Below are 23,967 nucleotides of genomic sequence, written 5' to 3'. Positions count from 1 at the left end.
ACTCCGCAGGGAGTCCGGCCCCTTCGTCGTGCCGGTGGTTCGTCGTGCCCGTGGCGAGGCCCGTGCTCAGGCGCGCACCGCGCCGGTCACCATCCAGTGGCCGGTGCGCACCCGGCCGGTCAGGAAGGCGGCGCGGGCCAGCATGAACAGGTTCATCGCCCACCACAGGCCGGCCAGGCCCAGGCCGAGCGCGGGCACCGCCAGCGCGGCCGGGGTGAAGACCAGCAGGGTGGCGAGCATCGCCCAGGCCAGGTAGCCGCCGTCGCCGGCGCCCATCAGCACGCCGTCCAGCACGAAGACCAGTCCGCCGACCGGCTGGGTCAGCGCGGCCAGCAGCAGCACCGTGGCGAGCTGGCTCCGGACGGCCGGGTCGGCGGTGAACAGCGGGATGTACAGCGGCCGCGCCAGCACCATCAGCAGGCCGAACAGCACGCCCGCGCCGATGCCCCACTCGACCATCCGCCGGGTGGCCTCCCGGGTGCCCGGCAGGTCGCTCGCCCCCAGGTAGCGGCCGATGATGGCCTGCCCGGCGATCGCGATGGCGTCCAGCGCGAAGGCGACGAACGACCAGATGGTCATGGTGATCTGATGGGCCGCCACCTCGGCGTCGCCGAGGTTCGCGGCCACCGCGGTGGCGATCAGCAGCGCCGCGCGCAGGCTGATGGTGCGCACCACCAGCGGGCCGCCGGCCCGGGCGGAGGCCTTGATCCCGGTGCGGTCCGGCCGCAGGCTCGCGCCCTCCCGGCGGGCGCCGCGGACCACCACCGCGACGTACGCCGCGGCCATCCCGGTCTGCGCGATCACGGTGCCCCAGGCGGAGCCGGCCACTCCCAGGCCGGCGCCGTAGACCAGGCCCAGGTTGAGCAGCAGGTTGGCGCTGAAGCCGCCGATCGCCACCAGCAGCGGGGTGCGGGTGTCCTGCAGCCCGCGCAGCACGCCGGTGGCGGCCAGCACCAGCAGCATCGCCGGCACCCCGAGCGCGCTGATCCGCAGGTAGGTGACGGCGTACGGGGCGGCGGTGGGGGAGGCGCCGAGCAGGTGGGCGGCCTGCGGGGCGAGCGCCAGGGTGAGGGCGACCACGCCGACCGAGAGCAGCAGGGCCAGCCAGATGCCGTCGATGCCCTGCTGGATGGCGGCCCGCCGGTCGCCGGCGCCGATCCGGCGGGCGACCGCGGCGGTGGTGGCGTAGGCGAGGAAGACGAACACCCCGGCGGCGGTGGTGAGCGCGGCGGAGGCGATGCCGAGGCCGGCCAGCTGGGCGGTGCCGAGGTGTCCGACGATGGCGGAGTCGGCCATCAGGAAGAGCGGTTCGGCGACCAGGGCGCCGAAGGCCGGGACGGCGAGGGCGAGGATCTCCCGGTCGTGGCGGCGGCGTTCGGGTGCTGCTGTGGATCTCCAGGGCATGGGGTCAGCCTACTCATCCACAGGTAATAGGCACTAGCCCCATCGATCTATTACCGATCCTGTGGATGAGCGCCCGTTCGAACGGCCGATCGAACACCTGAACGGCTCCGCTCACGGGTGTGTGAAGAATTTCTCATGCACAGCCCGTCGAAGAAGTACTCGCAGGTCAGCGAGTTGACACCGGAGCGATCGTGTGGTTATCCACAACGGTGTCCACAGGGTTGTGCACAGCTTTCCGGGGGTTCTCCACAGCCTTCGGACACTTATCCACATGGCCTGTGGATAACCGCCTTGGAGGAACCCGCCCGACCCCCGTACCGTGGCCCCGGACCAGACCACGGTGCCCGCGCGACACCGCCCCGCACACGGCCGGAACTGTCGGCTCGGTGGCGTAAGAAAGAGGGTGCGCCACCGGACAGGCCCGCACCAACTCGCACCACTCGCTGATCGGGGAAGACGCGTGACCGGCCCCCAGTACGACGACCACGACGCCCCGCCGCCGGAGGATGACTGGCAGCCGTCCGACGACGCCTTCCCGCTGGACTCGTTCCCGGACGGCCCCGGAGACCGCCTGCCGGTCACCCGCCGCTCGAATGGCCAGGGCGGCCAGGGCGGTGGGCAAGGCGGCGGCCAGGGCGGCTCCGGCGGCTTCCAGCGGCGGGACGGCAAGGGCGGCGACCGCTTCCCGGCCAAGGGTGAGCGGGCGGGCCGAGACGGCGACCGCGACCGCGAGGGCGGCTTCGGCGGCGAGGGCTTCGAGCGGGTCCCCCCGCAGGACCTGGCGGCCGAGCAGTCGGTCCTCGGCGGCATGCTGCTCTCCAAGGACGCCATCGCCGACGTGGTCGAGGTGCTCAAGCCCGCCGACTACTACCGCCCCGCGCACGAGCTGATCCACGGCGCGATCCTCGACCTCTACGCGCGCGGCGAGCCCGCCGACCCGATCACCGTGGCCGGCGAGCTCACCAAGCGCGGCGAACTCGTCCGCGTCGGCGGCGCCTCCTACCTGCACACCCTGGTCAACTCGGTCCCCACCGCGGCCAACGCCGAGTACTACGCCGAGATCGTCCACGAACGCGCGGTCCTGCGCCGCCTGGTCGAGGCCGGCACCCGGATCGCCGGCATGGGCTACGCCGCCGAGGGCGACGTCGACGACATCGTCAACGCCGCCCAGGCCGAGATCTACGCCGTCACCGAGCAGCGCACCAACGAGGACTACGCCCCGCTCGCCGACATCATGGAGGGCGCCCTCGACGAGATCGAGGCGATCGGCTCCCGCTCCGGCCAGATGTCCGGCGTCCCCACCGGCTTCGCCGACTTCGACGCCCTCACCAACGGCCTCCACCCCGGCCAGATGATCGTCATCGCCGCCCGCCCGGCCATGGGTAAGGCCCTCGCCCTCGACACCCCGCTGCCGACGCCGGACGGCTGGACCACCATGGGCGCGGTACGCGCGGGAGACCTGCTGCTCGACGCCCAGGGCCGACCGACCCGGGTGGTGGCCGCCACCGAGGTGATGACCGGGCGGCCCTGCTTCGAGGTGGTGTTCGACGACGGCACCTCGGTGGTCGCCGATGCGGACCACCAGTGGCTCACCGAGACCCGCGCCGCACGCCGCTCGGGCGGCGTCGGCCGGATCCGGACCACCAAGGAGATCGCCGCGACGCTGCGCTGCGCCTCGGCGGACGGCCGCAGCAACCACTCGGTACGCAACACTGCCGCGCTCGAACTGCCCCGGCGCGAGCTCCCCGTTCCGCCGTACACCCTCGGGGCCTGGCTGGGCGACGGTCACACCGACGCGGCCCGGATCACCACGACCGACCCCGAGGTGGTTCAGCGGATCGCGCGGGACGGCTTCGACCTGAAGCCCGTCGGCGACGGCTCCCCGACGTACGCGGTCCGGTACGCGGTGGAGCCGCCGAGCACCTTCGAGCGGTCCTGCGTGGTCTGCGGCGCCGTCTTCACGCCCAAGCTCGCCCACGTGCGCACCTGCGGTCGCTCGTGCGGCGGCCGGGCGCGGCTGGTCTCGGAGCCCGTCCAGCCCACCGTCTGCGTGGACTGCGGCCGTGCGTGCGCCTCGCCGTTCGCCGAGCCGCGCTGTGACGCGTGCACCCGGCGGCACGGCAGCCTACTGACCGTTCTGCGGGATCTCGGGGTGCTCGGGAGCAAGCACATCCCCGCGGCGTACCTGCGCGGCTCGGTCGAGCAGCGCAGGGCGCTGCTGGCCGGGCTGCTGGATTCCGACGGCACGGTGACCAAGACCGGCTCGGTGCAGTTCGCGGTGACCGACCGCCGGTTGGCTGAGGACTTCCGCGAGCTGGTGGTCGGCCTCGGCTACCGCTGCGGGATGGCGACGAGGCCGGTCGCCGGACGCTCTGCCGAGACCTCGACCCTGTACCGGATCACCTTCACGCCCACCACCGAGGTGTTCGAGCTCGATCGCAAGCGTGCGGCGCACGCGGAGCGACGGCGGCCGGCCACTCCGAAGTCGGCGCAGCGCTACATCGTGGACGTCCGTGAGATCGAGAGCGTGCCGGTCCGCTGCGTGGAGGTCGACAACCCGGACCACCTCTACCTGGCGACCCGTTCGATGGTCCCGACCCACAACTCCACGCTGGCGCTGGACTTCGCGCGGGCGTGTTCGATCCACAACAACCTGCCGAGCGTGATCTTCTCGCTCGAGATGGGGCGCAACGAGATCGCGATGCGCTTGCTGTCGGCGGAGGCGCGGGTGGCGCTGCACCACATGCGGTCGGGGAACATGACGGACGACGACTGGACCCGGGTGGCGCGGCGGATGCCGGAGGTGACGGCGGCTCCGCTGTACATCGACGACTCGCCGAACCTGTCGATGATGGAGATCCGGGCGAAGTGCCGGCGGCTGAAGCAGCGCAACGACCTGCGGCTGGTGGTCATCGACTACCTGCAGCTGATGCAGTCGGGCGGCTCGCGGCGGGCGGAGAGCCGCCAGCAGGAGGTGTCGGACATGTCCCGGAACCTGAAGCTGCTGGCGAAGGAGCTGGAGGTCCCGGTGATCGCGCTGTCCCAGCTGAACCGTGGTCCCGAGCAGCGCACCGACAAGAAGCCGATGGTCTCCGACCTGCGTGAGTCGGGCTCGATCGAGCAGGACGCGGACATGGTCATCCTGCTGCACCGTGAGGACGCCTACGAGAAGGAGTCGCCGCGGGCAGGCGAAGCGGACCTCATCGTCGCAAAGCACCGAAACGGTCCCACCGCGACAATTACCGTCGCTTTCCAGGGCCACTATTCACGCTTTGTCGACATGACCCGCGATGTGACCTGACGGACCGTCGGAGATTTTGTCGGCGTTCGGCCAAGCGTCATACGGCGCTCGGAAAAAGGCGATTGTTCGAGCAAGGCGGAATCTGTACGCTAAGCGAGCCTCTCATCGGATCATCACTTTATTCACGAGGTGTCGGTGTCTTATCGCCGTTTTCTCGCGGGAGCCGCTGCCGTTGCTGCCGGTCTCGCGTTCATCCCGAGCCAGGCCGTAGCGGCCGACTCGCACTCAACTCCCTCCTCCGCCAAGGCCGCCGGCGCGCACGCTGCGGTCCAGGCCCCGAAGCCCGAGTTCCAGACCTTCAGCGGGTCGGTCTCGGCGCAGCAGTCCGTCAAGCCGAACGCGCAGCCGCAGGCCGGCGCGCTGTCGGTGGGCAACGCCACGCTGGGTGCCTCGCTGCACGCCGTGCAGGCGACCGCCCGCAGCATCGAGCTGAGCATCTCGGCCACCAGCGACACCTGGCCGATCACCGCCACCATCAACTGGGGTGACGGCAGCCCGACCACTCCGGTGACGATCTACTCGACCGCCGAGGTCAAGCAGACGCACACCTACGCCCACCTGGGCAGCTACGCGATCTCCGTCAGCCTGGCCGACGGCGCCGCCAACACCGTCAACGGCGGCCTCAACGTGGTGACCGCGGGCAACGCGTACACCGCGTACGGCCCGACCCGTCTGCTGGACACCCGTAACGGCACCGGCGCCCCCGCGGCCAAGGTCGGGGCCTACGGCACCTCGCGGATCAAGATCGCGGGCAACGGCGGCATCCCGGCCGGGGTCACCGCGGTCGCGCTGAACGTCACCGTCACCAACCCGGAGACTCCGGGCCACGTGACCGTCTACGGCGAGGGCGACGCCCGTCCGACCACGTCGAACCTCAACTACGCGCCGGGCCAGACGGTTCCGAACCTGGTGATCGCGCCGGTCGGGGCGAACGGCTACGTCGACCTGTACAACGGCGGCTGGGGCAACGTCGACCTGATCGCCGACGTGACCGGGTACTTCACCCAGTCGCAGGCCTCCGGCTACACCCCGGTCAACCCGCAGCGCCTGCTGGACACCCGTGACGGCACCGGCGCCCCGCGCGGCCAGGTCGCCGCGTACGGCACCGTTCCGGTGACCATCCCGACCAACGCGCAGGTGCCGGACAGCAAGTTCACCGCGGTGGCGCTGAACGTGACCGTCACCAACCCGGGCAGCGACGGCCACCTGACGGTGTACCCGAGCGGGCAGTCCCTGCCCACCGCCTCGAACGTCAACTTCACCGTCGGCCAGACCGTGGCCAACTCGGTGATCGTGCCGGTCGGCGCGGACGGCCGCATCCAGATCCAGAACGGCGCCTGGAAGGCGTCGGACGTGATCGTCGACGTGGTCGGCTACTACACGCAGAACAGCCAGAGCGCCTACATCCCGGTCAACCCGGACCGCCTGGTCGACACCCGGGACCCGAGCTGGGGCCACCCGCTGTACGCGTACGACGCCAACTACGGCGGCTTCGACTACGTGCCGCTGGACCTCGGCTCCTGGGACTCGAACATCACCGGCTGGGCGCTGAACGCGACCGTCACCAACACCGCGGGCGACGGTCACCTCTCCGTCGCGCCGGACCCGAACACCAAGGCGGCCTACCAGGGCAACTACGCCACCATGCCGCCGGTGCCGAACGTGTCCTCGCTGAACTGGAAGCGCGGGGACACCGTCCCCAACCTGGTGCAGGCGAACACCGGCACCACCGGCCTGGTCGACTTCTGGAACGTCAGCTTCGGCGAGACCGACCTGATCGTCGACATGTTCGGCTTCTACGACAAGAGCTGATCCGCGATCAGTTCGGGAGCCCCCGCGGACCTCGGTCCGCGGGGGCTCCGTCGCATCCTGTGACCGAGAGACGGGAGTTCGACCGTGGACGAGTCGACGGAACCGGCGCTGCGCCCGCTGCCCGAGCGGGCCGCCGCGCTGCTGGCCGAGGCGGCTGCGCCGCCGCGGCTGGTGGCGCACCTGCGGCTGGTGCACGACGTGGCGGCGCAGCTGGTGGCGTGGGTGCAACGGCGCTGTCCGGAGCTGGAGTTCGAGCCGGCGGCGGTGCTGTTCGGGGCGGCGACGCACGACATCGGGAAGGCGGTGCACCGGGCGGAGCTCTCCGGCCCGGAGTCGGCGCACGAGCCGGCCGGCCGTGACCTGCTGCTGGCCGCCGGGGTACCGCCGGAGCTGGCCCGGTTCGCGGCGGGGCACGCCTCGTGGGACGCCCCGGGTACGCGGGTCGAGGACCTGCTGGTGAGCCTGGCCGACAAGGTGTGGAAGAACAAGCGGGTGCCGGAGCTGGAGGACCTGGTGGTGGCCGTGCTGGTGCAGGCCGGCGGGCGGGAGCGCTGGGAGGAGTTCCTGGCGCTGGACGAGGTGCTGACCGCGATCGGCGACGGTGCGGAGGGCCGACTGGCGTACCAGGCGGCCCGTCCGGTGGTCTGAAGGCGGGTCAGTCCAGGGTGACGGTGGCGCGGAAGACGGTGCCCGGGCCGGTCGCGGTGGTGGCGACGCCGTTGCCCGCAAGGTAGGCGGACTGGCCGGGGGAGAGGGTCAACTCCTGTGTTCCGTCGGCGAGGTGGACGGTGCCGGCGGTGCAGAGCAGGATCTGCGGGGCGTCGCCGGGCAGGTGCACCGGGCGGTCGGCGGTGAGGTCGTACCGGGAGATCCGGAACTCGTCGATCGGGACGGGGTAGTGGCGTTCGCCGTCGGCTGCGGGCTCGGGGCGCAGGACCTCGGGCCGGGTGGCGTGGAAGTCGACCACCTTGAGCAGTTCGGGGACGTCGACGTGCTTGGGGGTGAGTCCGCAGCGCAGCACGTTGTCGGAGTTGGCCATGATCTCGACGCCGGTGCCGCGCAGGTAGGCGTGCGGGACGCCGGCGCCGAGGTAGAGCGCCTCGCCGGGCTGCAGCACGATGTGGTTGAGCAGCAGGGCGGCGAGCAGCCCGGTGTCGCCGGGGTGTTCGGCGGCGGCGAAGGCGTAGCCGGCCAGCGCGCCGGTCGGGTCGGCGGGGGCGGCGACGGTGACGGCGCGGGCGACCTCGGCGACGGTCCGCTCGGCCTGCTCGCCGGTCATCGAGAGGATCTCGGCGAGCGCGCCGGCCAGTGCCTCCGACTCGGGCTTGCTGCGCAGCAGGTCGATCAGCGGGTCGAGCGCGGGCACCGCCAGGGACGCCATCAGGGCGGCCGCGTCGGCGGGCTCGCGGAAGCCGCACAGCCCCTCGAACTCGCTCAGCGCGCAGATCAGCTCGGGCTTGTGGTTGGCGTCCTTGTAGTTGCGCTGCGGCGCGTCCAGCGGCACGCCGCTGGCCTCCTCCGCGGCGAATCCGGCGCGGGCCTGGGCGAGCGTCGGGTGGGCCTGCATGGAGAGCGGGACGGCGGCGGCGAGCACCTTGAACAGGAACGGCAGGGTCGGCCCGAACTTCTCCACCGCGGCGGCGCCGAGCTCGCCGACCGGGTCGGCGGCGATCACCCGGTCCAGCGGCTGCGGCCCGTCGCCCCGGTCGACCAGTGACGGCGATCCGGGGTGGGCGCCCATCCACAGCTCGGCCTGCGGCTCACCGGTCGGCTCCTGCCCGAGCAGCTCGGGGATGGCCGTCACCGAGCCCCAGGCATACGGGCGAACGGTGGTGCGGAGCCGGTCCATCAGGAACTCCCAGGTGTGTGCGCGTCAGGTCTGCCGTGGTCCGAGGGACCACCGACAATAGCCGACGTCGATGGCCGCCCCACCGGGTGCCGAGGGCGTTCGGCGGGCGCCGGAGTGATCACCCTCCTGGGCGCGCCTACCCGGCGTCGCCGGGGTGTTGCGGACAGGCTGGTGGGGATCGGGCCGGTCCGGCCCGCCGCCGCAACCGACCAGGGAGCCGCCGTGACCGCGTCACCGCCCGACGAGACCGCCCAGGGCGGCGGAGCGCATCTCGGCGCGGGCGGCGCGCCGGCCGTCCGCCCGCTGGAGGTGGACGTCTTCACCGGTCCGGAGACCGCGTTCTTCGCCACCTCCAGCCTGATCATGGGCGAGCGCACGGCGATCCTGGTGGACGCCCAGCTGACCCGTTCGGCGGGCCGCGAGCTGGCCGAGTGGATCGCCGGGAAGGGCCGCCAGCTGCTGGCGATCGTGATCACCCATCAGCACCCGGACCACTACTTCGGCGCCGAGGAGGTGCTGCGGCTGTTCCCCGCCGCGCAGCTGCTCGCCGCGCCGTCCGTGGTGCAGGGGATCGGCCAGACCGCCGCCGCGAAGGTCGCGCAGTGGAAGCCGGTGTACGGCGACGACATCCCCGACCAGCCGCTGCTGCCCGCCCCGCTGCTGCCGCAGCCGCTGATGATCGACCGTCAGCTGATCCGGGTGCTGCAGCTCGGCCAGGGCGACGCGGCGGGCTCCACGGTGGCGCACATCCCGAGCATCCGCACCGTGGTGGCCGGGGACTTCGTCTACAACGGCACGCACGTGTGGACCGCCGACACCGACCCCGCCGCCCGCGACCAGTGGTCGCACAACCTGGGCCGGATCGCCGACCTCGGCGTGGACCGGGTGATCGCCGGCCACCGCGCCCCCGGCATGGACGACGCCGCGCACCGGGTGCTCGGCTTCACCGCCGATTACCTGCGCGACTTCGACGAGGCGCTGGCCGACCACCCCGACGACCCGGAGGCCCTCGCCGACGCGGTCAACGAGCGCTACGGCGGCCTGACCCTGCCGGTGATCCTGGAACTCGGCGCCGCCGCCAACGTCCAACGCGTGGAGGTCCCGCACGAGGACAACGGGGTGGTCGACGCGGAGATCGTCGAGGACGAGGAGTAGCCGCCCGCCGGGTTCCGGGCGCGGCGGATACTGGCCGGGTGACGGAGTACGACGCGGTGGTGCTGGCCGGCGGGGCCGGGCGACGGCTGGGCGGGGCGGACAAGCCCGCGCTGGAGGTCGGCGGACGGACGCTACTGGACCGGGTGCTGGACGCCTGCGCCGGGGCGGGTGCGGTCCTGGTCGTCGGCCCGCCGCGGCCGACCGGGCCCGCCGGGGTGCGCCTGCTGCGCGAGGACCCGCCCGGTGGCGGGCCGGTGGCGGCGCTCGCCGCGGCGCTGCCGTACGCCGCCGCGCCCGCGGTGCTGCTGCTCGCCGCCGACCTGCCGTTCCTGGACCGCGCGACCGTCGACCGGCTGGTGGCCGCGCTGGACGGGCCGGTCCCGCCGGACGGGGCGGCGGACGGGGCGCTGCTGGTGGACGCCGACGGGCGGGAGCAGCCGCTGGCCGCGGTGTACCGGACGGCGGCGCTGCGGTCGGCGGTGGCGGCGCTGGGCGACCCGGCGGGTGCGCCGCTGCGGCGGGTGACCTTGGGGCTGCGGCTGGTCCGGGTGCCCGATCCGGCGGGGGCCGCGCAGGACTGCGACACCTGGGAGCAGGTCGCGGCGGCCCGGGAGCGGGCGGCCCGCGAGGGGTGATCCTCACCGGCCGCGGCGGCGCCCGTGAGCGAAACGACTCGGGACGCTCACCCCGGAAGCGGCCCCGCGGTGCGCGGATCGGGCAGCATGGGCGTCATGGAGCGCACGTTGGATGAGTGGATGGCCGCGGCCGGTGCCGAACTCGGCCTCGACCTGGCGGTGGACGTCCGGGCCCTGCTGGACATGACCCGGGTGGTCGCCCACGGTGTGGAGCGCCCGGCCGCGCCGTTGACGGCCTTCCTGGTGGGCTACGCGGCCGCCCTCGACGGCGGTGGCCCGGCAGCCGTCGCCGACGCGACGGCCAAGGCCACGGCGCTCGCCGAGCGGTGGGCGGCGGAGTCGGACGGTGCGGCCGGGACGGACGCGGCCGAGCGATGAGCGGGTCGGTGGCGGTGGCTCGGGTCCGGCGGGGCGGTTGTGCCCGGCTCGGCGCCGGCCCGTGCGGTCGGGCGGTCGGGCGATGATCGACGGGGCGTTGAGCGGCGGGATGGTGGACCCGGACGTACGGCTGGAGCGTGGCGAGGCCACCCTGCGCGGATGCCCGTGGCCGGACGCCCGGGCGGCCGCACGGGCGGCGGCCGGGCCGCTGCCGGTGGAACACGTCGCGCTGGCGGACGCGGCCGGTCGCACCCTGGCCCGTCCGCTGGCCGCCCGTACCGACCTGCCCGCGTTCGACACCTCCGCGATGGACGGCTGGGCGGTGGCCGGACCCGGCCCGTGGCGGCTGACCGGACGGCTGCTGGCCGGCGACTTCGGCCACCCGCTGCCCGACGGCACCGCGGTGGAGATCGCCACCGGCGCCCAGCTCCCGCCGGGCGCCACCGGGGTGCTCCGCCGCGAACACGGCCGGGTCGACGAACACCCCGGTGACGTCCGGCAGTTGCACGGCCGGGTGGACCCGGGGCAAGACATCCGTCCGCGCGGGCAGGAGTGCACGAGCGGCGAGGAACTGCTGCCCGCCGGGACGATGGTCACCCCCGCGGTGCTAGGCCTGGCCGCCGCGGCCGGCCACGACACGCTCGCCGTGCACCGCCGCCCCACCGTCGAACTGCTCGTCCTCGGCGACGAGTTGCTGGACTCCGGGCTCCCCGGGCCCGGGCGGGTGCGGGACGCGCTCGGACCGCTGCTGCCGCCGTGGCTGGCCGCGGCCGGGGCCGAACTGATCGGCCGACGGTACGTGCGGGACGACTTCGGGCTGCTGCGGGACGCCATCCGGCACTCGCCCGCCGACCTGGTCCTCACCACCGGCGGGACCGCCGCCGGGCCGGTCGACTTCCTGCACGACGCACTCGAGGCTACCGGCGGCCACCTGCGCGTCGACGGCGTGGCCGTCCGGCCGGGGCACCCGATGCTGCTGGCGGCGCTGCCCGGCGGCCGCCACCTGGTCGGGCTCCCCGGCAACCCGCTCGCCGCGGTGGCCGGCACCGTCACCCTCGCCCTCCCCCTCCTGCACGCCCGCTCCGGCCGCCCGGCCCCCGCCCCGCACACCGGTCACCTCGCCGCGCCCCTCCCCGGCCACCCCCGCGACACCCGCCTCCACCCCGTCCGCCACACCCCCACCGGCCTAGCCCTCCTCCCCCACGACGGCCCCGCCATGCTCCGAGGCCTAGCCCTCGCCGACGCCCTGGCCGTCATCCCCCCAGCCGGCCTCCCGGCCGGAGCCCAGACGGAGCTCCTGGCGCTGTAGCGGGAGTCGCCTGCGGTGCAAGGGGGATGAAGAGATGGTGCTGTGCCGGCCGCACGACGGTTCCGCCATGCTCCGAGGCCTAGCCCTCGCCGACGCCCTGGCCGTCTCCCCCCAGGGCAGTCCCTCCGGGCTGGAGTCAGGGCGGAGCTGCTGCCGCTCAAGCCTGCGGCGCAAGCGGGGTGAAGAGGTGGTGCTGTGCTGGCCGCACGACGGCCCCGCCGTGCTTCGAGGCCTCGCCCTCGCCGACGCCCTGGCCGTCTCCCCCCAGGGCAGTCCCTCCGGGCTGGAGTCAGGGCGGAGCTGCTGCCGCTCAAGCCTGCGGCGCAAGCGGGGTGAAGAGGTGGTGCTGTGCTGGCCGCACGACGGCCCCGCCATGTTTCGAGGCCTCGCTCTCGCTGACGCCCTGGCCGTCATCCCCCGGGCGGTCTCCCGGCTGGAGCTGCCGTTGCTGTAGCGGGAGTCGCTTGCGGTGAAGAGATGGCTGACGCCGTGCCAGCGGAGCTGCTGCCGCTCAAGCCTGCGGCGCACCGGGGGTGAGGAGGCGGCTTGTGCCGGGGCTGAGGTGCTGGCGCTGGGGGCGGCAGCGTTGCTTCCGGGTGGCTGCGTCAGGTGGCGACTGGGGTGGCTGGTTTGATGACGATGAGGCGGTCGGTGAGGTGGAGGGTCGCGGCTTCGGGTTCGGTGTAGTTGAGGATGCGGCGGCCGCGGACGACTGCGACGACGAGGTCGGCGCAGTCGCGGGGGCTGCGGCCGGCTTCGGCCTTGGTGACGGGGCGTTCGGCGACGTCGAGGCCGTTGCCGTAGGTGAGGAGGTCCTCCATCACGGAGCCGGCGTTCGGGCTGAGCATCGACATGCCGAGCAGGCGGCCCGCCGAGCTGGAGGAGGTGACGACGACGTCGGCGCCGCTCTGGCGGAGCAGCGGGGCGTTCTCGTCCTCGCGGACCGCGGCGACCACGGTCGCACCCTTGTTGAGCTGACGGGCGGTCAGCATGATCAGCGCGGCGGTGTCGTCGCGTTCGGGCGCGACCACCACCTGCGCGGCGCGCGGGAGTTCGGCGCGCAGCAGGGTCGCGGCGCGGGTCGCGTCGCCGAGGACGCCGACGAGTCCGTCGTGGGTGGCCTGGTCGATCGCCCTGGCCTGCGGGTCGACCACCACGATGGAGTCCTTCGGGACGCCCTGGCCCAGCAGGGTGTCGACGGCGCTGCGCCCCTTGGTGCCGTAGCCGATCACGACGGTGTGCTCGCGCACGGTGTGCCTCCAGCGTTCGATCCGCCACTGCAGGCGGGTGCGTTCGGTGAGCACTTCGAGGGTGGTGCCGACCAGGATGATCAGGAAGACCACGCGCAGCGGGGTGATCACGAAGATGTTGACCAGTCGCGCGCCGTCGCTGACCGGGGTGATGTCGCCGTAGCCGGTGGTGGAGAGGGTGACGGTGGCGTAGTAGGCCGCGTCCAGGAAGCTGACCGTGTCGTCCGCGTTGTCGTGGTAGCCGGCGTGGTCGGCGTAGACCAGGAAGGTGGTGAGCACCAGCACCCCGAGCGCGAGGGCCAGCCGCTTGCCGACCTGGCGCAGCGGTGGGCGGGTCGGCCGGGCGGGCAGGGTGATCCGGCGGGCGGGGTCGGCGGTGTCGGCGCCGGGGTCCCGGTACGGCTTGCGCGTGGGCCGGGTCGGCGGGGTGGAGTTCGGCACAGGGAAAAGGATGCGGGGTGGGACGGTCGGCGCGGGGCCCCGGGGCCGGAGTGTCGCCGGCCCGTCGGAGCCGCCGAACTGATCGCACGTCGGCTGACGAACCGCCAGGCGGGGGCGGGCAGCGGCGGGTGGCCGGGGAGTTCGGGGGCGGGACAAGTAGCGTGGCGGGCATGCGAGCCATCACGATTCCCGAGCCCGGCGGACCGGAGCAGCTGGTCTGGGCCGAGGTACCCGAACCCACTCCGGCGGCCGGCGAGGTGCTGGTCGAGGTCGCGGCCACCGCGGTCAACCGGGCCGATCTGCTGCAGCGCATGGGCTTCTACGACCCGCCGCCCGGCAGCTCACCGTATCCGGGCCTGGAGTGCGCCGGGCGGATCGTCGCGCTCGGCCCCGGCGTGGCGGGCTGGGCGGTCGGCGACCAGGTGTGCGCCCTGCTGTCGGGCGGCGGCTATGCGGAGCAAGTCGTCGTGCCGGCCGGTCAACTGCTGCCGGTGCCCGCGGGGTTGACGCCGGTGCAGGCGGCGGCGCTGCCCGAGGTGGCGTGCACGGTGTGGTCCAACGTGTTCCAGGTCGCGCACCTGCGCCCCGGCGAGACGGTGCTGCTGCACGGCGGCGCGAGCGGCATCGGCACCATGGCGATCCAGCTGGCCAAGGCGGTCGGCGCGCGCGTCGTGGTGACCGCGGGCAGCCCGGAGAAGCTGGCCCGCTGCGCCGAGCTCGGCGCCGACGTGCTGATCGACTACCGCCGGCAGGACTTCGTCGCCGAGGTGGCGGCGCTCGGCGGGGCGGACGTGATCCTGGACATCATGGGCGCCAAGTACCTGCAGCGGAACGTCGACGCCCTCGCCGTGAACGGCCGGCTGGTGGTGATCGGCCTGCAGGGCGGCGTCACGGCCGAGCTCAACCTCTCCACCCTGCTGGCCAAGCGCGCGGCACTGGTGGCCACCAACCTGCGCGGCCGTCCGCTCGGGGAGAAGGCCGCGATCGTGGCCGCCGTCCGGGAGCACGTGTGGCCGCTGGTCGAGGCGGGTGTGGTGGCACCGGTGATCGACCGCGTGCTGCCGATCACGGAGGCCCCCGCCGCCCACCGGGTGGTCGAGGCGGGCGAGCAGGTCGGCAAGGTGGTCCTGGAGCTCTGACCTCGGCCGCAGGACCGACATGCCCGAATTGTCCGAATGTGTGAGGCTGGCCACAAGCTGTTCCGCCTCCGCCCGCACTCAGGTGCGGGCGGCCGTCGGAAGGACCGCCGTCCATGCCTGCTCGTCGCCGCTCCGCGTCCTCGGTTCCGCACCGTTCCGCCGCTGCCCGTTCGGCGCCGATCCGGCGGTGGGCGGTGCTGACCGGGGCGGGGCTGGCGTTGCCGCTGCTGCTCGCCGCTCCCGCCGCGGCGACCGGGCCGGGCGGCGGTGCGGTGGCAGGCGTGGTGGACGGGATCCGGGAGCAGACCGTCGCGCAGGTGGAGGCGGCCCGCGTGCAGGCCGAGGCACAGCTGGACGCGGCGCGCGAGCAGGCGGGCCGGCTGCCGGCCGGCGGGCCCGCGGCGGCGTCGCCCGGCAGCGCGATACCCGGCCTGCCGGACGAGACGGCGAGCACGTCCGCGAGCCCCGTCGCGGCGTCGCCGAGCGCCACCGAGACCCGGACCGCGACGATGCCCGCCACCGCACCGGCGTCGCCGTCGCCGGAACCGTCACCGAGCGGTTCGCCCTCCGCCGAGCCGTCCGGGACGCCGTCGCCGTCGCCGTCCTCCTCGGCGTCCGCGTCGCCCTCGGCCTCGTCGGCGGCGGGCACGGGTGCCTCGCCGCAGCCGACTCCGTCGGGGACGGCGGGGCCGCAGCACCAGAGCCACCAGCACGCGGTGGTCCCGGCCCTCCCGGCGGAGCCGATGCTGCCGGAGGTGCCGGAGGTGCCGGAGGTGCCCCCGCCGTCGGTGCAGGAGGTGGAGCCGGAGCAGCAGCAGAGCGGCGGCGGGGAGCTGGCCGTGCCCGAGCTGGACGTCCCGGGGGCGGTGGGCGGGCAGTCGGACGGGGATGCGGCGCAGCCCGAGCCGGGCGCGGGTGCGGAAACGCCGGGGGCGTCGCCCGAGGCGGTGGCGGCGGGCCCGGTCGACCCGGCCTTCCCGCTGCACTGGACCGACCCGTCGGCGTTGCAACTGCCGCTGGGCACGGGCCTGGCGCTGATCGGGTTCGGGCTGGGGCTGGTGGGCCTGCGGATGCGCCGCCGCTAGCGGGCTCCGCGGCGGGGCCGGGACGATCGATGGCCCGGGTTCGTTGACCATCGTGGTGGACGAAGCATATGAAGGAGCTATGACCAACCCGATGAACGAGCGGTCGCGGCAGGAGCCATACCAAGTGTCGAGCGGGAAATCCGATGACAGTCCGAAGGTGCTGATCGTCGGGCCCGACGGGATGGCGGTGGGCACCGCGCCGGCCGGGGCACTGGGGCGGAGCGACGACGGCGGGGAGCCGCGGGAACTGCCGGTGACCGAGATGGTCGAGCAGCCGGCCAAGGTGATGCGGATCGGCAGCATGATCAAGCAGCTGCTGGAAGAGGTCCGCGCGGCGCCCCTCGACGAGGCCAGCCGGGCGCGGCTGAAGGACATCCACGCCAGCTCGATCAAGGAGCTGGAGCTGGGTCTGGCGCCTGAGCTGGTCGAGGAGTTGGAGCGGCTGTCGCTGCCCTTCGCCGAGGAGACCATCCCCACCGAGGCCGAACTGCGGATCGCCCAGGCCCAGTTGGTGGGCTGGCTGGAGGGCCTGTTCCACGGCATCCAGACCGCGCTGTTCGCCCAGCAGATGGCCGCCCGGGCCCAGTTGGAGCAGATGCGCCGGGCGCTGCCGCCGGGCATGCACGGCGCGGAGGGCGAGCTGGACGAACCGGCTCCCGGCCGCGGCATCCGCTCCGGCCCCTACCTGTGACCGGTACCCGGTGACTGTCGCCCCGCCAGTCACGGCAGTGCACAACTGAAAATTCCTCATCATCCACCACTCGGCAGGGGTCGCGCGGCAGCGCGGCCCCGAGCCGCTACCCTGACCCCTGTCCGGAAGTACCGCGCGCCGAGGGGGAGCTGGGACCATGACTGAGGGCACCACCGGGGGCCGCTCGCTCGGCAACGGCCGCTACGTGCTGCAGCGGCTGCTCGGGCAGGGCGGCATGGCGTCGGTCCACCTGGCGTACGACTCGGTGCTGGACCGTCAGGTCGCGGTGAAGACGCTCAACACCGAACTGGGCCGGGAGGCCTCGTTCAAGGAGCGGTTCCGGCGTGAGGCGCAGGCCGTGGCGCGGCTGCAGCACACCAACATCGTCTCGGTCTTCGACTCCGGCGAGGACATCGCGCCGGACGGGACGCCCACCCCGTTCATCGTCATGGAGTACGTCGAGGGCAGCTCCCTGAAGGACGTGCTGGACGAGCACGTGCGCACCCGGGGCGCGATGCCGGCCGGGCAGGCGCTGAAGATCACCGCGGCGGTGCTGTCGGCGCTGGAGGCCTCGCACGACCAGGGGCTGGTGCACCGGGACATCAAGCCGGCGAACGTCATGGTGAACTCCAAGGGCGTCGTCAAGGTGATGGACTTCGGCATCGCCCGCGCGCTGCAGTCCGGAGTCACGTCGATGACGCAGACCGGCATGGTGGTCGGCACCCCGCAGTACCTGTCGCCGGAGCAGGCGCTCGGCAAGAGCGTGGACGCCCGCTCCGACCTGTACTCGGTGGGCTGCATGCTGTTCGAACTGCTCAGCGGGCAGCTGCCGTTCGACGGGGACTCGGCGTTCTCGATCGCGTACAAGCACGTGCAGGAGACCCCGCCGGCGCCGTCGACGCTGAACCCGGCGGTCACTCCCGCGGTGGACGCGCTGGTGGCGCGGGCGCTGCGGAAGGACGCGGCGCACCGGTTCCCGACCGCGGAGGCGATGCGCGAGGAGGTCGAGCGGGTCGCGGCGGGGGAGCAGCAGGGCAACACGCCGTTGCAGGCGTCCACCCCGCTGGTGATCGGAGAGGGCCCGCGCTCGGTGCACGCCGCGCCCTCGCTGACCAACTTCCCGCAGGTGACCGGCGATCTGCGCACCCCGGCGCCGCAGGTGCAGCAGCCGTACCAGCCGTTCCCGCAGGCGCCGCAGACCCCGCAGCCGCAGCCGTTCGCGAAGGCACCGCAGACGCCGCAGCCGTTCCCGCAGGCACCGCAGACTCCCCAGCCGTTCCCGCAGGCGCCGCAGACCCCTCAGCCGTTCCCGCAGCCGGGGTACCCGCAGACGCCGCAGCCGTTCCCGCAGCAGACCGGGCCGATCGGTCCGCCGGTCACGGTGCCGTACGCGCCGCCGAGCAACAACAGCGGCTGCTCGACCGCGCTGATCGTGGTGGGCGTGATCGTGGGTGTGATCGTGCTGGCGATCGTCATCGTGATGATCGCCGCGGCCGGGTCGAACTCGGGCTCGTCGACCTACGGCGCGCCGACCCTGCGCACGGTGCTGGACCTGGGCTCCGCGGCGGGCGGAGCGGGCGCGCTCTGAGGCCGATCCGCGCCGCCGTGTGACACGACGGACGGCGCGAGACGGTAGCGTGCTGAGGAAGGAACCGACAGGGCCACCGCGCGCCGAGCGAGTGCCCGGGGCGAGGAGCGATGGGTCAGAGCGAACGACCGGACGACGGCGAGGCGGAGCAGCGGGACGTCCCGGGTGCGGACGCCGCAGACCGGACCGCGGCTGAGGACCAGGGCCCCGCGGCGGCCGCGACGCCGCCTGCCGGGACGGGAACTCCCGGACGCGGCACCGCCGTTCCGCTCGCCACGGTCGGCGAGGGCCGGTACCGGCTGACCCGGCGGCTGGGCCGCGGCGGGATGGCGGAGGTGTTCGCCGCCCAGGACATCCGGCTGGGCCGCACCGTGGCGGTCAAGCTGCTGCGCTCGGAACTCGCCGAGGACGACACCGCCCGGCTGCGCTTCACCCGTGAGGCGCACTCGGTCGCCGCGCTCAACCATCACTCGATCGTCGCGGTCTACGACACCGGCGAGGAGCAGCACGACGGGGAGTCCACCCCGTACATCGTGATGGAGCTGGTCGAGGGCCGCACCGTGCGCGAGCTGCTGGTGGACGAGGCGGCGCCGCCGGTCGACCAGGCGCTGATCATCACCGCCGGGGTGCTGGAGGCGCTGGCCTACAGCCACCGGCACGGCATCGTGCACCGGGACATCAAACCGGCCAACGTCATCATCACCACCGGCGGCGCGGTGAAGGTGATGGACTTCGGCATCGCCCGGGCGCTGACCGGCGCCGCCTCCACCATGACGCAGACCGGCATGGTGATGGGCACGCCGCAGTACCTGTCGCCGGAGCAGGCGCTCGGCAAGGCCGTGGACCACCGCTCGGACCTGTACGCGGCCGGCTGCATGCTGTACGAACTGCTCACCCTGCGGCCGCCGTTCACCGGCGAGACGCCGCTGGCCGTGGTGTACCAGCACGTCCAGGACGCCCCGGTGCCGCCGTCCCGGGCCAACGACCGGGTGCCGCCGCAGCTGGACGCGCTGGTGCTGCGGGCGCTGGAGAAGAACCCGGACGACCGGTTCCAGAGCGCCGACGAGTTCCGGGCGCACGTGCAGCACGCGCTGCGGCAGATGCACGGCGCGGCCGGCGCGGGGTTCCCGTCGGGTGCGGCCGGGCTGGCCGCAGCCGCGGCCGCGGGCGGCTGGGACACCACCCCGCCGAGCGGCTCCGACTCGCTGACCGAGCCGATGGGCGCGGTCGGCGCGCCCGGGACCGGACCGACCGAGCTGCTGCCCTACCAGGTGACCTCGCCGTACCAGACGCCCGCGCAGCCCTACCCGGCGGCGAGCGGTGGTGGTGGCGGCGAGGACGACGAGGGCCGGCGCAAGGGTCGCAACCCGTGGGGCTGGGTGCTGGCGCTGGTCGCGCTGGTACTGGCGGCCACCATCGGGGTGGCGCTGGCGCTGACGGCCAATCGGGACAAGAACGAGACGCCGCTCCAGCCGACCCAGAGCAGCAGCGCCCCGGTCTCCCCGACCCCGACGGAGCGGCCGAGCACCACGCTCCCGACCCGCAGTCAGACCGCCAGCCGGCAAACGGAGTCGCCCTCCGCCTCGCCGTCGCCGAGCCCCTCGCACTCCGCGTCGCCGTCCGCCTCGCCCTCGCCGAGCCCCTCGCACTCGGCCTCGCCGTCCGCGTCCGGGAGCCCGAGCGCCGGCGGGACGCCGACCACCGGCACCAGCCCGGCCGCCCCGCCGAGCAGCACGAAGGCGAGCCCCACGTCGGCGGCCCAGCCGGAGTGACCCGCCGCCGACCGGACGTCACGTCAATCCGGTCGGCGGAGGCCTCGGTTGAGGCCGGAGGTCAGTTGGTGAAGGCGTCGAGGACCTGCTCGTACTCGGCGCACCACCAGGTCAACTGCCCGGCGGAGCCCGGGAACAGCGGGTCGGCGCGGTGGTCGCGGCGCTGGTAGCGCCACTGCAGCATCCACAGGTCGTTCAGCCGTTCCCACCACACCCGGTGGGTGGCGGCGGCGAGTTGCTCGGCGGTGGCGGCTCCGCTGGCGCGGTAGGCGCGGGCGTAGTGCCGGACCCGGCCGAGGTCGAGGACGCCGGTGGCGCGGTCGTTGAACAGCAGCGTGGCGGCGCGGACCGCCTCCTCGGCGACCGGGTGCGGCGCGAGCTTGTCCCAGTCCAGCACCGCGGTGACGGTGTCGCCGCGGTAGAGGATGTTCAGGCCGTGGAAGTCGCCGTGGGTCCAGCCGGTCGGCGGGGCGTCGGCGGGGCCGGGTCGGCGGTGCCGGTGCGCGGCGAGCAGGTCGAGCCGCTCGGTGAGCCGCTGCTCGGCGAGCCGGTCGAACGGGCCGTACGGCCGGTGCGCGCGGGCCAGGGCGAGCAGCTCGCCGACGATCCGCTCGGTCTCCTCCGGTTCGGCGCCGAGCACCCCGTCGGGCTGCTGCAGCGGGGCGCAGACCCGGGCCAGCGCGAGGTGCAACCCGCCCAGCAGGGAGCCGAGTTCGGTGCAGCGCAGGGGGTCGAGCTCGGTGCCGTGCCGGTGCCCGCCGGCCACCCACGGGTAGAGCGCGAACAGCCGCCCGCCGTGCGCCGTCACGGTGCGGCCGTCCTCGGCGGCCAGCGGCGGGGTGACCGGCAGACCGAGCCCGGCCAGCGCGGTGGTGGCGCGGTGCTGGGCGGTGATCGCGGGCCGGCCGGCGGTGGCCCGGTCGACGTAGCACTTGAGGAAGTAGTCGCCGTCGGCGGTGGACACCCGGTACCCCCGGTTCAGCAGGCCCTCGGCGACCGGGGCCACCGCGCTGGGCGGTCCGGTGCGGTAGGCGCGCAGCACTCCGGCCACGGCGGCGTGCGCGACCGGGGGGCTGAGGGTGCCGACGGGGGGAGCGGTGGCGTCCGGGCGGGCCGGCGCGAGGGAGATGGTCTGACCGTCCGTCACGCAGCAGAGCGTATTACTCGGCGTGATGGTGACTTGACACAGCGTATGCGATCTGGTCTCAGTGCTGCTGATCGGCCTGCAGGCGGGCCACGTAGGCGGCGGCCTGGGTGCGGCGCTCCATGCCCATCTTGGCCAGCAGGCTGCTGACGTAGTTTTTTACGGTTTTCTCGGCCAGGTGCAGCTCGTTGCCGATCTGCCGGTTGGTCATCCCCTCGCCGATCAGATCGAGGATCCGGCGCTCCTGCTTCGTCAACTGCGCGAGCTTCTCGTCCTCCTTCTCGCCGCCCTCGCGCAGCCGGGCCAGCACCCGGCTGGTGGCGATCGGGTCGAGCAGCGACTTGCCCGCCGCCACGTCGCGCACCGCGGAGAGCAGGTCGGTGCCGCGGATCGCTTTCAGGACATATCCGGAGGCCCCCGCCATGATCGAGTCGAACAGCGCCTCGTCGTCGGAGAACGAGGTGAGCATCAGGCACTTCACCGAGGGGTCCTGGGAGCGGATCTCGCGGCACACCTCGACGCCGTTCCCGTCCGGCAGCCGGACGTCCAGCACCGCCACGTCCGGGTGGACCGCGGGGATCCGGTTCAGCGCCTCGGCGGCCGTCCCGGCCTCGCCGACCACCTCGATGTCGTCCTCGACGGACAGCAGATCGTGCACCCCGCGCCGCACCACTTCGTGATCATCGAGGAGAAAAACCCGGATATGTCCGTTATCAGTCATTTGCAAAGCCTCGCACAAATCGATGCCTGTTACCCCCTTACGCAGCGGCCGCTGCCCGGATACCGTGCGCTGGTGTCCTGATGGCATCGAGTAAGCCGCGTCACACCGGCGGTTTCTCGACCGAGAACAAGTAGGACGTCCTAGCGCAAAGGCGCTGAAGGGCCCCGCTGGGTAACGTTCTCGTGAGGGACGCCGTCGGAATGGGAACACCACCTACCCGCACTCGGAGCGCACACCCACGCGCCCGGGCGAGGAGGTGACCGGACCGGCCACCGGCGACCCCGGGCGGCCGGACAGACCGAGGAGTGAACGTGACCGTCAAAAGCACGGCGAGGGCGCGCAAGAAGGCCGCCCCCGGCGTCCCTGACCACCCCCGGACCGGGCAGGCCGCCGAGCCGGAGCTCGTCCAGCTGCTCACGCCGGAAGGCGACCGGGTCGAGAACCCGGAATTCCCCCTGACCATCACGCCGGAGGAGCTGCGTTCGCTCTACCGCGACCTGGTGCTGGTGCGGCGTTTCGACGCCGAGGCCACCTCGCTCCAGCGGCAGGGTGAACTGGGCCTGTGGGCTTCGTTGTTGGGTCAGGAGGCGGCGCAGGTCGGTTCCGGCCGGGCGCTGCGGCCGGGCGACTACGCCTTCCCGACCTACCGTGAGCACGGCGTGGCGTGGTGTCGCGACGTGGACCCGCTGAACCTGCTCGGCATGTTCCGCGGCGTGAACCACGGCGGCTGGGACCCGAACGAGAAGAACTTCCACCTCTACACGATCGTGATCGGCGCGCAGACCCTGCACGCGACCGGCTACGCGATGGGCATCACCAAGGACGGCTCGGACGACGCGGTGATCGCCTACTTCGGCGACGGCGCGTCCAGCCAGGGCGACGTGAACGAGGCGTTCACCTTCGCCTCGGTGTACAACTCCCCGGTCGTGTTCTTCTGCCAGAACAACCAGTGGGCGATCTCCGAGCCCACCACGGTGCAGACCCGGATCCCGCTGTACCGCCGGGCGTCCGGCTTCGGCTTCCCGGGTGTCCGGGTCGACGGCAACGACGTGCTGGCCTGCCTGGCGGTCACCCGCTGGGCGCTGGACCACGCCCGCACCGGCCAGGGCCCGGTCCTGGTCGAGGCGTTCACCTACCGGATGGGTGCCCACACCACCTCCGACGACCCGACCCGCTACCGGGAGTCCGAGGAGACCGAGGCCTGGAAGGCCAAGGACCCGATCCTCCGCCTGAAGGCGTACCTCGACAAGGAGGGCCTCGCCGACGAGGCGTTCTTCGCCGAGGTCGAGGCCGAGAGCGAGAAGCTCGGCCTGCGCGTGCGGGAGGGCGTCCGCTCGATGCCGGATCCGGACCCGACGTTGATCTTCGACCACGTGTACAGCGAGCCGCACCCCCTGGTGGACGAGGAACGCGCCGAGTACGAGGCGTACGCCGCCTCCTTCGAGGGTGGGGAGTACCACTGATGGCCGGGCAGTTGAGCATTGCGAAGGCGTTGAACGACGCGCTGCGCAAGTCGTTGGAGAGCGACCCGAAGACCGTCCTGATGGGCGAGGACATCGGCAAGCTGGGCGGCGTCTTCCGGATCACCGACGGTCTGCAGAAGGACTTCGGCGACGACCGGGTCATCGACACGCCGTTGGCGGAGTCGGGGATCGTGGGGACCGCGATCGGTCTGGCGCTGCGCGGTTACCGGCCGGTGGTGGAGATCCAGTTCGACGGGTTCGTGTATCCGGCGTTCGACCAGATCGTCTCGCAGCTGGCGAAGATGCACGCGCGGGCGCTGGGGCACGTGAAGATGCCGATCACGGTGCGGATCCCGTTCGGTGGCGGTATCGGGGCGGTGGAGCACCACAGTGAGTCGCACGAGGCGTACTTCGCGCACACGGCGGGTCTGCGGGTGGTGAGCCCGTCGAACGCGCACGACGCGCACTGGATGCTGCGGCAGGCGATCGAGTCGGACGATCCGGTGGTGTTCCTGGAGCCGAAGCGGCGGTACTGGGACAAGGGCGAGGTCGGTGAGGACGCGATGCTGCCGCTGCACGCGGCGCGGGTCGTGCGTCCGGGTGCGGATGCGACGCTGATCGCGTACGGGCCGATGGTGAAGGTGTGCCAGGAGGCGGCGCAGGCGGCGCTGGAGGACGGCCGCCGGCTGGAGGTGGTCGACCTGCGGTCGCTGTCGCCGATCGACTTCGCGACGGTGGAGGAGTCGGTGAAGCGGACCGGGCGCGCGATCGTGGTGCACGAGGCGCCGGTGTTCCTGGGTCTGGGTGCGGAGTTGGCGGCGCGGTTGACG

Annotated in this window: 18 protein-coding genes and 1 pseudogene; 14 read left to right on the top strand and 5 right to left on the bottom strand. The window is 73.3% G+C overall.

Features of this window, described 5'->3' with window-relative positions; genetic code table 11:
* Positions 1-66: 66 nt before the first annotated feature.
* Positions 67-1,404 carry an MATE family efflux transporter gene (locus tag AB0K51_RS17535; protein ID WP_363455698.1) on the bottom strand — a complete coding sequence of 446 codons (1,338 nt, stop codon included), beginning with the start codon at positions 1,402-1,404 and terminating at the stop codon, positions 67-69.
* A 460-nt stretch (positions 1,405-1,864) separates the two neighbouring features.
* Between AB0K51_RS17535 and dnaB the strand changes: the two genes are divergently transcribed.
* The 3 genes from dnaB to AB0K51_RS17520 all read left to right on the top strand — a co-directional run bounded on the left by dnaB (position 1,865) and on the right by AB0K51_RS17520 (position 7,165).
* Positions 1,865-4,705 carry a replicative DNA helicase gene (dnaB, locus tag AB0K51_RS17530; protein WP_363455696.1) on the top strand — a complete coding sequence of 947 codons (2,841 nt, stop codon included), beginning with the start codon at positions 1,865-1,867 and terminating at the stop codon, positions 4,703-4,705.
* Positions 4,706-4,834: 129 nt separating this feature from the next.
* Complete coding sequence (locus AB0K51_RS17525; protein ID WP_363455693.1) at positions 4,835-6,517, top strand: hypothetical protein; 1,683 nt, start codon at positions 4,835-4,837, stop codon at positions 6,515-6,517.
* Between the two features lie 84 nt (positions 6,518-6,601).
* Positions 6,602-7,165, top strand: a complete 564-nt coding sequence (locus AB0K51_RS17520) for an HD domain-containing protein (protein WP_363455690.1) — start codon at positions 6,602-6,604, stop codon at positions 7,163-7,165.
* 7 nt (positions 7,166-7,172) lie between these two features.
* Here AB0K51_RS17520 and manA read toward each other — a convergent pair whose 3' ends face one another.
* Positions 7,173-8,366, bottom strand: a complete 1,194-nt coding sequence (gene manA, locus AB0K51_RS17515) for a mannose-6-phosphate isomerase, class I (RefSeq protein ID WP_363455687.1) — start codon at positions 8,364-8,366, stop codon at positions 7,173-7,175.
* A 222-nt stretch (positions 8,367-8,588) separates the two neighbouring features.
* Between manA and AB0K51_RS17510 the strand changes: the two genes are divergently transcribed.
* From AB0K51_RS17510 to AB0K51_RS17495, 4 genes and pseudogenes are all read left to right on the top strand, one after another.
* Positions 8,589-9,521, top strand: a complete 933-nt coding sequence (locus AB0K51_RS17510) for an MBL fold metallo-hydrolase (RefSeq protein ID WP_363455684.1) — start codon at positions 8,589-8,591, stop codon at positions 9,519-9,521.
* A gap of 38 nt (positions 9,522-9,559) precedes the next feature.
* Positions 9,560-10,534: pseudogene (locus AB0K51_RS17505) on the top strand (NTP transferase domain-containing protein).
* Between the two features lie 109 nt (positions 10,535-10,643).
* Positions 10,644-11,843: a molybdopterin molybdotransferase MoeA gene (locus AB0K51_RS17500; RefSeq protein ID WP_363455866.1), complete on the top strand. Its 1,200-nt coding sequence runs from the start codon at positions 10,644-10,646 to the stop codon at positions 11,841-11,843.
* Positions 11,844-11,910: 67 nt separating this feature from the next.
* Complete coding sequence (locus tag AB0K51_RS17495; protein WP_363455681.1) at positions 11,911-12,297, top strand: hypothetical protein; 387 nt, start codon at positions 11,911-11,913, stop codon at positions 12,295-12,297.
* A 151-nt stretch (positions 12,298-12,448) separates the two neighbouring features.
* Here AB0K51_RS17495 and AB0K51_RS17490 read toward each other — a convergent pair whose 3' ends face one another.
* A complete protein-coding gene (locus AB0K51_RS17490) occupies positions 12,449-13,534 on the bottom strand; it encodes an NAD-binding protein (protein WP_363455678.1) in 1,086 nt (361 codons plus the stop codon).
* A 170-nt stretch (positions 13,535-13,704) separates the two neighbouring features.
* Between AB0K51_RS17490 and AB0K51_RS17485 the strand changes: the two genes are divergently transcribed.
* The 5 genes from AB0K51_RS17485 (at position 13,705) to AB0K51_RS17465 (ending at position 19,809) form a co-directional block, all read left to right on the top strand.
* On the top strand, positions 13,705-14,673 hold the full coding sequence (locus AB0K51_RS17485) for an NAD(P)H-quinone oxidoreductase (RefSeq protein ID WP_363455675.1): 969 nt from the start codon (positions 13,705-13,707) through the stop codon (positions 14,671-14,673).
* Between the two features lie 113 nt (positions 14,674-14,786).
* Positions 14,787-15,758, top strand: a complete 972-nt coding sequence (locus AB0K51_RS17480; RefSeq protein WP_363455673.1) for a hypothetical protein — start codon at positions 14,787-14,789, stop codon at positions 15,756-15,758.
* Positions 15,759-15,849: 91 nt separating this feature from the next.
* Positions 15,850-16,449 (top strand): bacterial proteasome activator family protein, encoded by a 600-nt coding sequence (locus tag AB0K51_RS17475; RefSeq protein ID WP_363455863.1) that lies wholly within the window; start codon positions 15,850-15,852, stop codon positions 16,447-16,449.
* A 157-nt stretch (positions 16,450-16,606) separates the two neighbouring features.
* Entirely contained in the window at positions 16,607-18,037 is a 1,431-nt protein-coding gene (locus tag AB0K51_RS17470; protein ID WP_363455670.1) for a protein kinase, read from the top strand.
* 110 nt (positions 18,038-18,147) lie between these two features.
* Positions 18,148-19,809 (top strand): protein kinase, encoded by a 1,662-nt coding sequence (locus AB0K51_RS17465; protein WP_363455667.1) that lies wholly within the window; start codon positions 18,148-18,150, stop codon positions 19,807-19,809.
* A gap of 61 nt (positions 19,810-19,870) precedes the next feature.
* On the opposite strand, the gene AB0K51_RS17460 is transcribed toward AB0K51_RS17465, so the two are convergent.
* Entirely contained in the window at positions 19,871-20,956 is a 1,086-nt protein-coding gene (locus AB0K51_RS17460; RefSeq protein WP_363455664.1) for a phosphotransferase, read from the bottom strand.
* A 58-nt stretch (positions 20,957-21,014) separates the two neighbouring features.
* Positions 21,015-21,674 (bottom strand): response regulator transcription factor, encoded by a 660-nt coding sequence (locus tag AB0K51_RS17455; protein ID WP_363455661.1) that lies wholly within the window; start codon positions 21,672-21,674, stop codon positions 21,015-21,017.
* Between the two features lie 305 nt (positions 21,675-21,979).
* On the opposite strand from AB0K51_RS17455, the gene pdhA reads away from it, so the two are divergent.
* A complete protein-coding gene (pdhA, locus tag AB0K51_RS17450; RefSeq protein WP_363455658.1) occupies positions 21,980-23,137 on the top strand; it encodes a pyruvate dehydrogenase (acetyl-transferring) E1 component subunit alpha in 1,158 nt (385 codons plus the stop codon).
* The coding region (locus tag AB0K51_RS17445) for a transketolase C-terminal domain-containing protein (RefSeq protein WP_363455860.1) at positions 23,134-23,967 on the top strand (834 nt) is incomplete at its 3' end. The genes pdhA and AB0K51_RS17445, both read left to right, overlap by 4 nt.

Source organism: Kitasatospora sp. NPDC049285, from assembly GCF_040678815.1.
In the GTDB taxonomy this organism is placed as follows: domain Bacteria; phylum Actinomycetota; class Actinomycetes; order Streptomycetales; family Streptomycetaceae; genus Kitasatospora.
This window is presented reverse-complemented; position numbering and strand designations above follow the sequence as displayed.